The sequence below is a fragment of the Arthrobacter sp. ISL-28 genome, from assembly GCF_018613875.1.
GTDB lineage: Bacteria > Actinomycetota > Actinomycetes > Actinomycetales > Micrococcaceae > Arthrobacter.
This window is the reverse complement of record NZ_JAGGPJ010000003.1, coordinates 60,744-73,958: the sequence shown is the minus strand read 5'-3', so window position 1 is coordinate 73,958 and position 13,215 is coordinate 60,744. Positions and strand designations below refer to the sequence as shown.

At 63.5% G+C, this 13,215-nt stretch carries 10 protein-coding genes and 1 pseudogene; 9 read left to right on the top strand and 2 right to left on the bottom strand.

What is annotated here, in order from left to right:
• Nucleotides 1-47 precede the first annotated feature (47 nt).
• Nucleotides 48-1,709: an SIR2 family protein gene (locus J7E80_RS02060; RefSeq protein ID WP_215049822.1), complete on the top strand. Its 1,662-nt coding sequence runs from the start codon at nt 48-50 to the stop codon at nt 1,707-1,709.
• Between the two features lie 168 nt (nt 1,710-1,877).
• On the opposite strand, the gene J7E80_RS02055 is transcribed toward J7E80_RS02060, so the two are convergent.
• Nucleotides 1,878-2,555 carry an NUDIX hydrolase gene (locus tag J7E80_RS02055; RefSeq protein WP_215049821.1) on the bottom strand — a complete coding sequence of 226 codons (678 nt, stop codon included), beginning with the start codon at nt 2,553-2,555 and terminating at the stop codon, nt 1,878-1,880.
• Nucleotides 2,556-2,648: 93 nt separating this feature from the next.
• Between J7E80_RS02055 and J7E80_RS02050 the strand changes: the two genes are divergently transcribed.
• The 6 genes and pseudogenes from J7E80_RS02050 (at nt 2,649) to J7E80_RS23600 (ending at nt 7,135) form a co-directional block, all read left to right on the top strand.
• Nucleotides 2,649-3,611: an ARPP-1 family domain-containing protein gene (locus tag J7E80_RS02050; RefSeq protein WP_215049820.1), complete on the top strand. Its 963-nt coding sequence runs from the start codon at nt 2,649-2,651 to the stop codon at nt 3,609-3,611.
• Nucleotides 3,608-5,119 (top strand): ADP-ribosylglycohydrolase family protein, encoded by a 1,512-nt coding sequence (locus J7E80_RS02045; protein ID WP_215049819.1) that lies wholly within the window; start codon nt 3,608-3,610, stop codon nt 5,117-5,119. The genes J7E80_RS02050 and J7E80_RS02045 overlap by 4 nt, the downstream gene beginning before the upstream one ends.
• A gap of 289 nt (nt 5,120-5,408) precedes the next feature.
• Nucleotides 5,409-5,975, top strand: coding sequence for a hypothetical protein (locus J7E80_RS02040; RefSeq protein ID WP_215049818.1), 567 nt, complete (start codon nt 5,409-5,411; stop codon nt 5,973-5,975).
• Nucleotides 5,976-5,977: 2 nt separating this feature from the next.
• Entirely contained in the window at nt 5,978-6,529 is a 552-nt protein-coding gene (locus tag J7E80_RS02035) for a hypothetical protein (protein ID WP_215049817.1), read from the top strand.
• 273 nt (nt 6,530-6,802) lie between these two features.
• A pseudogene (locus tag J7E80_RS23605) lies at nt 6,803-6,904 on the top strand (DUF2510 domain-containing protein); the annotation flags it as partial.
• A gap of 66 nt (nt 6,905-6,970) precedes the next feature.
• Nucleotides 6,971-7,135 (top strand): hypothetical protein, encoded by a 165-nt coding sequence (locus tag J7E80_RS23600; RefSeq protein WP_251036362.1) that lies wholly within the window; start codon nt 6,971-6,973, stop codon nt 7,133-7,135.
• 376 nt (nt 7,136-7,511) lie between these two features.
• On the opposite strand, the gene J7E80_RS02025 is transcribed toward J7E80_RS23600, so the two are convergent.
• Entirely contained in the window at nt 7,512-8,813 is a 1,302-nt protein-coding gene (locus J7E80_RS02025; RefSeq protein ID WP_215049815.1) for a hypothetical protein, read from the bottom strand.
• Between the two features lie 653 nt (nt 8,814-9,466).
• On the opposite strand from J7E80_RS02025, the gene J7E80_RS02020 reads away from it, so the two are divergent.
• Together J7E80_RS02020 and J7E80_RS02015 are read left to right on the top strand one after the other, a co-directional pair.
• Entirely contained in the window at nt 9,467-11,146 is a 1,680-nt protein-coding gene (locus J7E80_RS02020; RefSeq protein WP_215049814.1) for an NERD domain-containing protein, read from the top strand.
• A 121-nt stretch (nt 11,147-11,267) separates the two neighbouring features.
• A complete protein-coding gene (locus J7E80_RS02015; RefSeq protein WP_311380746.1) occupies nt 11,268-13,178 on the top strand; it encodes a YqaJ viral recombinase family protein in 1,911 nt (636 codons plus the stop codon).
• The last annotated feature ends 37 nt before the right edge of the window (nt 13,179-13,215 follow it).

Sequence of the window (13,215 nt, the reverse complement as noted above, 5' to 3'; positions counted from 1 at the left end):
CTCCCAAGCGCTTTGCCAGCGCAGAATCCAGCTGATATACCGTCCCAATGACTAAAGGCCACGTTTTTGTCACGATGGGCGACTTGCTCAACTTCAAGTCCGATGCTTGGCTGCTGCCTGTCGACCGCCGCGCTTCGCCTGGTGATCACTGGAAAGAGGCGTTGCCCTGGCTTGAGGAGGCCTTGGAAATCCACAATCTTCAGTCGATAAGAGACGAATCGGTTTTCGCATTTCCGCTTCATATCTGGAATCGCGATTCATCCATTCCCGTCCTCACAGCCGTCCCGATGTCGGGCGTCACCGACGCAGAGCAGCTCCTGCCTCGTTTCCGTTCATTTCTCGAAGTCGCGACCGCTGCCACCACTGAGCGTCGTAAATCAACCGCAGAATCCGCGGTACGCCCGGTGTTGGCAGTGCCATTCTTTGGTACCGGTCGAGGCGGTGGAAACATCTATCGAGGCGAGATTCTGCGGGTGCTGCTCAAGGAGGCTTACCGCCACACGGGCGAGGCTGGCGTGGACGTCGTCTTTGTCTTTCAGGATGCTGCCGCCTTTGCTCTCGCGCAACAGCAGCGACGGGAACGCAGTGATGCGTGGTCGGCCCTTGCGCCATCCCTCCTGACCCAGGCCAAAGATTTGGCTAAGGTTGCACGGGACGGCAGATTAGTTCCATTCATGGGCGCCGGCGTCAGCGTCAGCGCGGGGGCTCCAAATTGGAGCCAGCTTTTGCAGGGTCTCGCCGGTGCAGCGGGTCTAGAATCATCTGAAAAAGCTGCACTCACCAAACTTAGCAATTTGGATCAGGCCGACGTCCTTCGATCGTACTTCTCTGACAAATTTCCCCTTGACAGCGACGCCAGGTTTGGCCAGGCTGTGGCCGACTCCGTCGATGTGAGGAAATACGGCCTGGCTCCGAGTCTTCTCGCCTGTCTTCCATCCAACGGGGCGATCACCCTCAATTACGACACTCTCTTCGAGACAGCTTCTGAGGACGCAGGAAGTCCTCGTACAGTTATTCCCGGAGATCAGCCGGACGATCGGACGGCCGCAAGCCAGAAATGGCTCCTGAAACTCCATGGGTCGGTCGATAAGCCCGAGACCATAGTCCTCACTAGGGACGACTACCTCGGCTACAGCGCCACGCGGGAAGCACTCTCGGCCTTGGTGAAGGCTCATCTCATTACTCATCACTTACTCTTCGTGGGCTTCGGACTCGCCGACGACCACTTCCACGAGATCGTTCATGATGTTCGCCGCGCATTACCAGCCAAGAAGGGAGGGAATCGATTTGGATCAGCGCTCATGCTGGAAAATGACGTGATGCAGGAGAAGCTCTGGGGAAAACACCTAAATCTGATTGACATGAAGAATCCAGATCCTTCGGAATCCGGCATCGCTGCAGCAGCAAGGCGGCTCGAGATCTTCCTTGACGCACTCGTTGCGCATGCTTCGGACAGCCACTCGTTCCTCTTGGCCCCGCACTATGGAGAGGGCCTCACGGACGAGGAGGCCAGGCTCAGAGATGCGTTACTTGAGGTCGCCAGGGTCTCTTCTACAGGCAACACCAGCAGCGCCGCGCCAGTCGTCCACCGGGTGCTTCGGGAGCTTGGCTGGGACGGCACGACTCCGAACACGAAGACACACGCGCAGGGAGTCACGTTTTCGCCCGGCTCCCCCACCGACGCGGACGTCGGCAAGGGACTCCACTAAATAATCCGCATCCATCCGATCGCACACGCGTTGAAGCTGGTCGACTCCTTGCATAAAGACTGATCTCGCGGACGGCTCGGTTGGATCCCGAGAAGGGCCGATCTGGCACCAGGTCCGAGCATGGCGCCGAGCCTCCTCGGCGACTGATGACAAGGCTGCCGCAAGAGCTTACTCTGCGCGGCCCGCCCGCACCCACAACCGCGACGGCCTCCCCCGCGTCCCGTCCGACATCTGCCCGGTTCCGGCCAGCTGCGGTTCCATGAACCGGCGGAACGTGTCCCGCATCAGTGAGGTGCCAGCCACCACCTCATGCAGGTCCCGCAGCTCCTTCAGCGTGAACGGCTCATCGAGCAGCGCCCCGGGGTCCGGCGCCTCGACGTAAGCAGCCTGCAGCCACTCCACCGCCTTCGCCACGATCTCCGCGTGCCCGTACGGCAGCCCGGCGATCACTTCCGGTTCCTCAGCAACGGAAGCCAGCCGAACGCCGTCGGACTTCAATGCGCCCTCCAAACCAGCCAGCGGCACCACATCCACGTGCGCCACGGACAGCACCCAGCCCCGGTCGTCCCGGGCCGGGTCGTCGAAGACGTGCAGCTGCCGGGGCACCCGCCCGGAGATCCCGGCCTTCTCCCGCAGGGACCGCAGCACAGCGTCCGCCAGCCGCTCCCGCTCACGCAGGAAGCTGCCTGGCAGCGCCCACCTGCCGTGCCGGTGGTCCTCGCCGCGCCGCACCAGGAGAACACAAAGGCTGCCGTCCGCGACAGTCAGGACCGCGGTGTCCACCGCCACCGACGGCCGCGGGTAGTCCAGCAGGGAAGCACGCGGAGCATCTTTGGAAGTCTTCACTGGATCATTTATCTCAGTATTGCGCTAAAGATTCAAGCCATGCATACTGGAGTTAATTAGCTCAGATCTGAGCTAAAGATTCCGGAGGTCATCATGAAGGTTCAACAGCTGCACGTCGGGGTGGGCACCACGCTCGGCCCGCTCAGCATCTTTCCCGTGTGGACAGCGGGCGCCGGCGAGCTCGGCATCAGCACCGGCACCCACGCCGACGTCGCCGTCACCGAACTGGCCAGCGGCCCGCAGGTTCCCCGGCTCACGGTCACCAACAACGGCCCGCGCCCGGCCCTGCTGCTCGAAGGCGAGCTGCTCGAGGGCGGCCAGCAGCACCGCACCTGCGCCCGGGACGTCGTCCTCGGCCCCGGCGAGACCCGCGACATCGACACCTACTGCGTGGAGGCCGGCCGCTGGGAAGGCACCCACAGCCACCGCCGCCAGGCCCGCCGCGCCCCGTTCAACGTCCGGGCCGAACTCGCAACCAGTACGGCGGACCCGGGCGGAGCCGACCGGCAAGGCCGCATCTGGAACCGGGTCAGCAGTTTCGACGCCGCCCGCGGTCGGTCGGCCACCAGCTCCCTGCTGGAGCACCTGGACCGGCTCACCGCCGAACCACGGGAGGACCGACGGTTCAGTGCCGACGACGCCCCGGCTCCACTCGAGGGCCAGCGCGGCGTGGTGATCGGGCTCGGCACGCAGCCGCTCCTGCTGGAGGTCTTCGGCACCCATACGCTGTTCCGCCGGCACTACCGCCAGCTGGTCGAATCCGCGCTGCTCGACCTGGAGCTCCTTCCGCCGCACGTGATGGCCTCCGGGCCGATGCCCGGCCAGCGGGGACGCGACTTCGCCGCCGCGGTCCAGGCCCTGGAGTTCGGACCGTTCGACGGCGGCCTACCGGCGCTGGAGGTCAGGAACCACGGCGCGCTGCGCAGCCGCAACATCAGCCGAACCGCGGGACACGTCGCCACGGCGGGCATCGCCGTCGCACTCCCCCGCCGCGAACCCGAGCTGGCCCACCTGACCGGCTGGAACACCAAACACCCCCTGATGGAGATCGCATGAAACTGAACCCACTGCAGAACGACCGCGCCGCCGGCGTCCTCGTCACCCTCGCCGCGGGGGACGCCCTCGGCGCCGGCTACGAATTCGGCGCCCCGCTGCCCGACGGAACCCCGGTGACCATGAAGGGCGGCGGCCCCTTCGGCTTCGCCCCCGCCGAATGGACCGACGACACGTCCATGGCCGTCGCGATCGCCGAGGCCTTCCTTGACGCCCTCGCGGCACCCGGTTCGCCTTCCGCGCTCGACGCTACCGTCCGGGCCTGGACGGCGTGGGCCGCGGACGCCAAGGACGTGGGGGCGCAGACCAGCGCCGTCATCGCGGCGGCCCGCCGGGCTGCCGTTGAGGCGGGCCGGAGCGACGTGGACGCCGCGGACTTCACTGCGGCCGCCGCCGCGTTCCACGCCCGCACCGGCCGGAGCGCCGGCAACGGCTCGCTCATGCGCACCGCTCCCCTGGCCTTGGCCTACCTGGGCCGCGGCCCGGAGGAGCTCATGGCCCAGGCCGCGGCGGTCAGCGCCCTGACTCACACCGATCCCGACGCACAGGAGGCCTGCGGTCTCTGGTGCGTCGCCATCCGGCAGGCGGTACTCACCGGCGAGCTGGATGTGCGGGCGGGGTTGCCGCTGCTCCCGGCCGGGCGCGCGGCCCTCTGGCTGGAGCGGATCGAGGTGGCTGAGCGGTCCCGGCCGCGGGACTTCGCCCGCAATGGCTGGGTGGTGGAGGCATTCCAGGGAGCGTGGAGTGCCATCCACTCCACTTCCGCTTCCGGTGCGGGCCCCGCGCATCTTCGGGCTGCCTTAGAGGAAGCTGTCCGGGGCGACCGCGACACGGACACGGTCGCCGCCATCGCCGGCGGCCTGCTCGGCGCCGCCTACGGCTACTCCGCGGTGCCATTCGAGTGGCGCCAGCACCTGCACGGCTGGCCGGGGCTGCGCGCCCGCGACCTGATGATGCTCGGCATGGAGCTGGGCCGCGGCGAAGGCCGCCGTCTTGATTCCTGGCCGCGGGCGATCACGCAGGACTACAGCATGTGGGGACGCACCGACGCGCTGGTCCAGCACCCGCACGACGACGGCGTCTGGCTGGGCGGCGTTGCTTCAGTCACCCTGGTGGCTGAGCTGGGGATCGACGCGGTGGTGTCGCTGTGCAGGCTGGGCATTGATGATGTTCCCGGCGTGGACGTGGCGGACCACGCGACGTTCTGGGTGATCGATTCCTACGATGCCGGGGACAACGCCCATCCGGACTTCGTGCTGCGGGAGGCCGCGGCCGCCGTCGAACGCTACCGGGCGGAGGGCAAGACGGTGCTGCTGCACTGTGTGCGGGCGGAGTCCAGGACGCCTACCGTGGCGGCGCTGTACGGGGCGATGGTGGCAGATTTGTCTCCACTGCGAGCGCTGGAGGACGTCCGGCGCGTGCTGCCAGGAGCGCAGCCCAATGCTTTATTCATGAAATTGCTCGGCGTTGCCGACGCGCATGCAGAAGGCTCCGGTTTGCAGCCGTTGTAATTCCGACGGGCAATCTAAGATGTTCACAAATGCGCGGCATGGTCGCCCGGCCTTATTGTCGGTGCAGCAGTTCATGCTTCTTCTAGCAGTTCGAAGAATTACGGCTCCCTGGGGATAGACTGCCGGGAGTCTTTGGACTCAGTGAAGAGTTTCGGCCGTATGACCAGCTGGTCCCGAGCACAACAATTTGGGGGAAAGATGACGGTTCCGGACATTCGGCTCCGACCCGCTGCCCGACATTCGCGTCGGGATACAGTGCTCCGGCTGCACGGGAAGGAGAACCTCGCCCGTGAAAGGCAATAACGGCGGCTCGGCGCCCAAGGACAACTATGCACAGTTCATCGAGCAGCTTGATGCCGCGTCGAGGAATCTGACCGCTCGCCGCGAACCGCTGACGCGAACGCTTGAGATTTTGGACGTGCTGTTAAGGCAAAACGCGCTCGGACTCAAGCTGTGGGAAGAGCGGCGCACCAAAGTCGGCAGGCTGGTTGACGAGGAAGATAAGTCGGCGGACAAAAGTCTAGCGCTGAGTGAGCTCCACGAGGTATCTCTTCGGATGGAATCGATGTTCCTGAACCGCACTCAGCGCATCAGAGAGCAGCAGGCTTCCTTCCAGGGCCGCCTGGACGAAATTGGCAAGTCGCTTCTTGAGCTGGAGCGCAGCAGGCTTAAATTGACGTCTTCCAGAACGCTGTCCTGCGAACGCGAAAGCCTGAACAAGGCCGTTGCGGATCTTGCGGGGGTACCCCAGGGGGCAACCACAGGTTCGGCGGATCTAGGCCTTCGCACCGACCTTAACGAGGCTCGGAGGGCGATCATCCTTGCCGAGGCTCTAATGGAAGTGAAAGGGAGATGACCATGCCCGAATGGCCTACGGAGAAGCGCGTGATCAGAATTTTCACTTCTGCGCAATGGGACGGCCAACGTGGCTACATGGCGAGGAGCCTTCTTGCCAAACTCACTGCTAAGCGGTTCTTGATCGGCTTGGGCATTGTCGCAGTCCTCACCAGACTTGGAGCATTCGGTGCGGTAGTCATAACGGTTAGCGTGGTCGCCTTACTACTGTGGATTCTGTCGGAAGATAAGGTCAGACAGAAATTCGCAGATGAGCTGATCTCTGATGTGAACGAGACCATCATTGGACTCACGGGAGACGCCACCGCTGGGCTATCCAGAAAGACCTTTGGATCGTTGTGCTCCTCCGGAGGGCGCATCCCGCTGCCCGTCAACGGTGTCCCGGGACTTGAGCTGGGCGTCATCAGCGATAGGCCAGCCGCTGAACGCATAGCAGCAATAGCGCGTGTGGACGAAACGGTCCGTACGAGTCACGTCACGGTCTTTGCAACGCCGCCCGACTACGGAACCGCCAGCTTCGACCGGCTTCTTCAGGCCACCCTCGACGCAGACTGACCGCGCGCCGTCCACAGTGGCACCCAACGAGTCGCGCCGTCCGTTGCCTGAGCTGGCCCATATGCTACGCATGACTTGCACGAGGCCTGCCTCCGCCCGCGCCGAGTTCGACGGGTGGAAGCAGGATGAGGTCTCTGCCGCTAAGGGTGGCGAATTTCCCGGACCGTGACTAAGCACTAGGGCGTGTCTTCTAAACCGATAGGACAGGGGAATGCCGTAAAGTCAGAGCAACTGCGGCCAAGGGGGCCATCAAAAGGAAAGGCCGGGAACACAATGACTACTCCACCAGCTGGCTGGTACGACGATCAAACGACTCCTGGTCGCCAACGCTGGTTTGACGGAACGCAGTGGACTGACCATTTCCAGAATGCTCCCGCAATGACCCCCCCGCCTGCCTATCCCGCACAGCAGTGGCAGCAGCCTCATCACACGATGGGGCCAATGACCTCGTCGAATCTCAATGTGGTCCGCGAGGTTGTCTACACTCGTCAGCAAACCCCGCACAGTGCGACCGCGTGGACCCTCATCTCACTTTTCAGCGGCGGCCTCGGGCTCATTTGGGTCGTCTACTACTCGTTGAGTCCCAACCACTATTGGAAGGCCTGACGGACTAGGGTTCCGCCTGGCCTACCAGCACGCCCTAGTGCTAAGCGATGCCCATAGGAAGGCCAGATGGACTTGGGGAGTCCAGGGAATAGGACCTCAGGTGGACACTACATCGGCGCGAGGGCCCCGCGGCCTGAAGTGCGACTAGCGCCCTCGCTGCATTCCAATCCGGAAGCTGGCTCCGCGCCGTCGTCGAACGCTTTCCGCTACGGCAAAACGTGAACGGGGTGGTGCGCGACCGGCGCCTCCGTTTAGGGGGTCCACGCTCCAGACGAACCCCCTGGTTGCGCTATCACTCGTAGCTGCTTTCAGCGGCTAAGAAACGACAGGTGATAGCGCAACGGGACCACATTCCGCAGCTGGCTAACCCCCGGGGTTACTTCTCGACCACTTCCTCGCTGCCGGTCTCAGACCCGCCCGCCGACTGTTCGCCGCGCTTTTTCCGTTTGAACAGCCCTGCGACGTTCCCTCCGACCGAGCCCGCCGTACCGGTGATGGCGCCACCGATGCCCTTGACCGCGGTGAGGGCCTGGGGCTCATCTGGGATCCCGTCCCCGTCGATGTCCACGCTCCGGAACGCGCGCGTTACCGTGTCGGCTGCGGTTGTTACCCCGGTGCCCACTGCCACAGCGCTCGTTGCGACGCCGCCTCCGACTGTGCTGGCAGTGCCAGCAATCCAGTTTCCCGTCGCTTTCGCGGCGTCCTCCATTGCTGCCAGCGCTCGGTTCTGTTCGACCTCGCGATCTTCGGCGTCAGCCTTCGTATTGAGGGCCAGATGTTCGGGGAACGTATCTGGTGCATCGGCGAAGGCTTCCCGGGCTGCGACGATGACGTCACGACCGAACACGAAGCGCGTGACTCCTCCCGCCAAGGCGCCAACTCCGTATTCGATCGTCGCCTGCTGCTTTCCGCTCAAGTTTTCGCGCACGGCGTCCAGCTGACCTGTCTGCATGGTCCGAACCAAGCTCTGGGCGGCGCCTCCGGGGAGGGTGTCCGCGAGCGTGTTCGCCCAGTGTGACCAGTCCGTGCGGCCAGCTGCGATCCTATTGCCAACGCCGACAACGCCTTCGGGCGACGCGCTCGATAGGTCCGTCGCCATCGTTGCGATTTGCTTCTGGCTAACGCGTTCGTTCGAGAGTCCGTAGACAAGGGCGAGAGCTTGGTCTTTGTCGAGGTCCATTCCGTGAATATCGGCAATAGCGAGCGCAAAAATCGCGGTGATCTCGAACTGCAGCTGCTCATCGCCTGCGGGAAGGAGAGCAGCGGCTCGCTGTGCACCGTTCTTCGCAGTACCCAGCGCCATGTTCTTTGCGGCGAGTTTCGCGGCGTTCTTTGCGGCAAGTTTGGCGGCTTCCTTGCCGGTCTTCTTAGCGGCCTGTTGGCCCGCACTCTTCATACCGGCTGCTGCGGCCCCAACTCCCGGAATCATCGCGATACCGATATCAGCCGCGATGGCGCCGGCGGCGATGACGGCACCAGCAGTGGTGATCGAGGTACCGTAGTGACGCTCCAACATCTGGATCACCTCAGCGGGCGTTGCGTCCGGATGCCGGCGACGGATCCTCATGATGTACTTGCGAGCGATCGAATGACGAGCGCTGACTGCCTTCGCAATGTCACGTGTGGCGTCCTCGCCCACGAGCTCCGCCTCCAGTGTGATGCTCTCGATATTGGTCATCGCTTGCTCCTCTGTGGTTGCACCTCTCCGGGAGGTGTGAACGCGGCTGATAGGTGAGAATCCAGCAGTGCCGCCCTGGATATGGTGATTGTATTCATGGATCCAGGCCTGGTAGGTCGCGGCGCGTTCAAAACTCCTCGAGCAGGTGTCTCCCACCTGCCAAACGAAGACCGGCCCTGAACCTACCAAAGGAGGCGGAACCGTCATGTTGCGACTGAGCACCTCACCGATCAGTGACCACAACGGCACCGGCAGCATCGGGGCCATACACTTGCCCGCCAGCGCCCTCAGCACTGCCCAGCACGACCGCGTCGATCATCCGCGGCCCGCGGACCGGCGGGCGCGGCGGCCGGGCCCGCACCGGCCGCAGTTCCAGCGCCTGACGCAACGCCCGCCGGGCATAGTCCCGGTTCCAGCCCGTCAGATCCACCAACTCATCCAGGATCCGCACCTTCTCGGCGCGTGTTGTCCCAGCGGGTGAAGGCGAACGGCGCGTTCAGCGGCCGTTCACCTCCGGCAATCATGGTGCACGTCACACTGCGGCGTCGCCGTTCTGCGACGAGCGGCATATTCCTTGAACTGGAATTGAAGCGGGCGCCATAGGATAAACGCATCGTTGGGCGCGGATTCCGGGCTCCAGGCAGGGGGCAGCAGTGAGGTGTATTCCAGAGAAACCCGAGTTCGGCGACGGCCAACTGGCCGAGAAGGCCGTGTGGGATGCGCTAAGGAGCAGCCTGCCGGATGGCTGTGTGCTGGCACATTCCGTCCAGGTCCGGGATAGCCGACGCGAGCATGAGATCGACCTGCTGGTGCTGTGGCCAGGCGTCGGCATGGCCGCGATCGAAGTCAAGGGCGGTAAGGTCGGCGTCGAGAACGGGCAGTGGTACCAGTCCGACAGGAGCGGCAAGCACGACATCAAGAGCCCTGTCGCGCAGTCCCAAGGTTCGATGCACGCCTTCAAGACCTGGCTCGAAGGCCGGCTCGGCTCCCGGCTCAGCAGCCGCTTCGCTTATCTGGTCAGCCTTCCCTACACGGATGTCCGACGGGACTGGACTATGGCCGGATGCCCCCGCTCGCTGATACTCGACCAAACCGACATGAAGTCACCGGCCGGGTTGATCAGGCACGCAATCGAGCACGAAGGTGGCGGGGCCACGATCCTGGCGCCGACGTTCCTGGAGCGCATCCTCCCCCACCTCTGTGGGGACCTAAATACGCAGTCAGACGGGTCGTTGGATCCGCAGGAAGCCGAGGACGCACAGGATCACCTCACGGAGCGGCAGGCCGTCCTCTTGCAGGCAACCAGGTCTCTCAAGAGGGTGAGGTTCACCGGCGGTGCAGGCAGCGGCAAGACCTGGCTCGCCTTGGAAAAGGCCCGGCTGCTGTGCCGGGAAGGCAAGCGGGTGGGGCTCTTCTGCTACAACAAGGGCCTCGGCCAGTACCTGCAGCAGCAGGTATCCGGCTGGCGGCAGAACAAACCTGTCTTTACCGGCGAATTCCACGAGTACGCGCGCGGGCTGGGCGTCCCGGACGGTTTCGAGCCGCACTACTTTGAAGAGGAGATGCCCCTCCTCCTGAAGGAACTGGCGGCGCGCATGGACGCGCATGAGCGGCTGGACGCTGTCGTCGTCGATGAAGCGCAAGACTTTGCGCCGCTATGGTGGGAGTCGCTGCTCGCCTGCACCACAAATCCCGACGGCGGTGAGGTCTACGCGTTCATGGACGACCGCCAGGACGTCTACCGGAGGTGGGCCGGACCATCTTCCGGCACGAACCATCCGACGGCGGACCTGGTGCCGATCCACATCGATGAGAACCTGCGGAACACCCGGAAGATCGCCGAAACCTTCAAGTCGTTTGCCGGCGACCACTTCACGCCGCGCGGCGGCACGGGGCTGCCCGTCCGCAGGGTTGAATGCGCAACCGATGACGCGCTCGATGCTGCCGATAATTGTGTCGAGTCGCTCATGGATGAAGGCTGGGCCAACAACCAGATAGCTCTCCTCACCACCCACTCGCGGCATCCGGCGCACCTGGAGCACGTCAATGCCGGCACCATCGCCGAGTACTGGCTCGACTTCCATGCGAACAACGACGTGTTCTATGGCCACGTACTGGGCTTCAAGGGCCTGGAGCGCTCTGTCGTGGTGCTGTGCGTCAACGGATTCAAGGACATGGGGCGGGCCGCGGAACAGCTGTACGTCGGACTGTCCCGGGCTAGGAGCCTGCTGGTGGTGGTCGGTGACAGCGCACTGCTGGAGGAGGCCGGCGGACGGGAGTTGAAGATGGCGCTGTCGAAGGCGGAGGCATGGGTGCCGAACGTCGACCTGTAGGCGCAACTTTGGGACGACAAGGGCTTCTCCCACGCTGCGGGGGCCTCTCCCAGGAGGGGTTCCAAAGCTTTTTGTCGGCAGGGCGGGTCATAATTCGGGCAATAGATTCAATATCCGCGAGATGGGGACCGCAGTGCATTTTGAATGGGTAGTGGTACTGGGTTTATTTGCAGTCCTCGTTGTTTTCGTCATCTGGGTCGCCCGGCACAGGGAAGCAACAAACAAGGGCGGGCGCGATCCGTTGAGGCCCGGCGACGGGGTTCGGCCTAGGATGCCAACACAGGCGGCACCTGCTCCAGCACCGCCTGCCGCGTTGAAAACCACGGCTCGGAGCGTGACGCCGGACGAAGCGCCCATCCGCTCGCACCCGGAAATCGTGCGACGCTATCACGCCCGACTACTCACGGATTCCTCCGGCGCACCCATCAGTTCTGAAAATCGGGCGGCGTGGTTGAAGGCACGACGAAACGGTGTGACGGCAACAGACGTCGGAAAAATTGTCAGGCTCAACGGCACGTTCAGCAGCCAGAGGTCCCCCCTGATGGAGGCGAAGCTGAGCGGCCAGGAGCAGCCGTTCCTGCAGATCATGCAGCACGGCATCGACAGGGAGCCTGTCATTGCGGCCTGGGTTGCCGAAAAGTTCGGTATTCAGCCAAATAGCCTGCTCTGTCGGGGTGAAAACTCGCGTCATCTTGCAACCCCGGACGGGATCGGTCCAGGCGTAATAGCCGAAATCAAGACCTCCACTAAGCCCTTGGACCAAGCGCTGGGCACATACAGAGACCAGCTTCAATGGCAGCTCCATGTGACGCGGTCTGAGCGCGTGCTGTTCATTGTAGAGAACCGACACACTTTTAGGAAAGAAACGCGCTGGGTTGAGCGGGACGAGTACCGTATCTTCATTCTCGCGCAGCATGCGGATGCCTTCATGCTGGAAATGGATGAGCGACAGGCAACAGCCCGGCCTACTGCGGACACGCCCACTCGACGGCCCGCCCACGCCCCATCAGCCAAGAAGCCGGCGGCTGTGGAAACCACTTCATCGTTTCGTTCGCCCGCGCCTGCCCCTACCCCGGAGCCTGCACGCACCCGGTTGGTAGGTGCAGACGAGGACGAGACCCGCACGTGGAACGAGGCTGAACGCGGAGAACTCGTGGCTGGCTACGCCCGCGGCGCATCGATTGCAATGCTCGCATTGAGCGCCGGCACGACCCCTCGGGCAGTCGTCTTCGAACTTAGCCGGTTGTGGCTTAAACCAGAGGGCCAGATGGTGGACCCTACGGCCGCGAGGTTCAGATACACATGGGCTTCTGGGGAAGAGCAGGCGCTCCGGGACCTCTATTCAGCCGGCATCGCCCTCCCAAACATTGCCCGCCAGATGCAGCGGGATCAGTTGGGAATAGCCTTCAGGCTTTTCGAGAATCACATTCCGCAAGTGCCCGCCGTGCAGTTGAACCCCCCTGCGGCACTTGCGGTTGCAACCATCTACCCTGCCAATACCGCTGAGCCAGAAGTTGTCGCCGAGTCTGCGGAGAACCCTTCCACGACCACCGGGCCCGCCGCCCCGGATGTGGCCCCGCGCCCATGTCAAACCGGCAGGGTGCGTCAGCTCTACGAGCCCATGCCTCCCGAGACCACTGTCGGAGGCCTCGATCCGGACAATGATTCAGAAGACAACCGCAGTTGGTCTCCAGCAGAACAGAAGCGCTTGCTCGAGCTTTATAGTGACAACGAAGATCTGGAGGTCTTCGAAATAGCCCGGCATTTCTGCACCACGAGTCGGGCAGTCGCTATTACGTTGACGCATCTACTCCTGGAGCCCCACGGTCCGCTGGAGGATGCGTCATGTCCAAGACGCAAGCAACTCTGGACCGTCGGAGAGGTGGATACGCTTCACGACTCCTTCCGGGACGGCGCCACGCTTTATCAGATTGCGCAAGCCCTCGAGCGCGACCAGTTGTCCGTCGCCTTCAAGCTTTTCGGGGAGAGACTTCCGAGTGTGTCAGGTTTTGGAGAACTCCAAACCGCATGAATCAACTCAGCACGAGACACATTTGTTGGACCCTGGC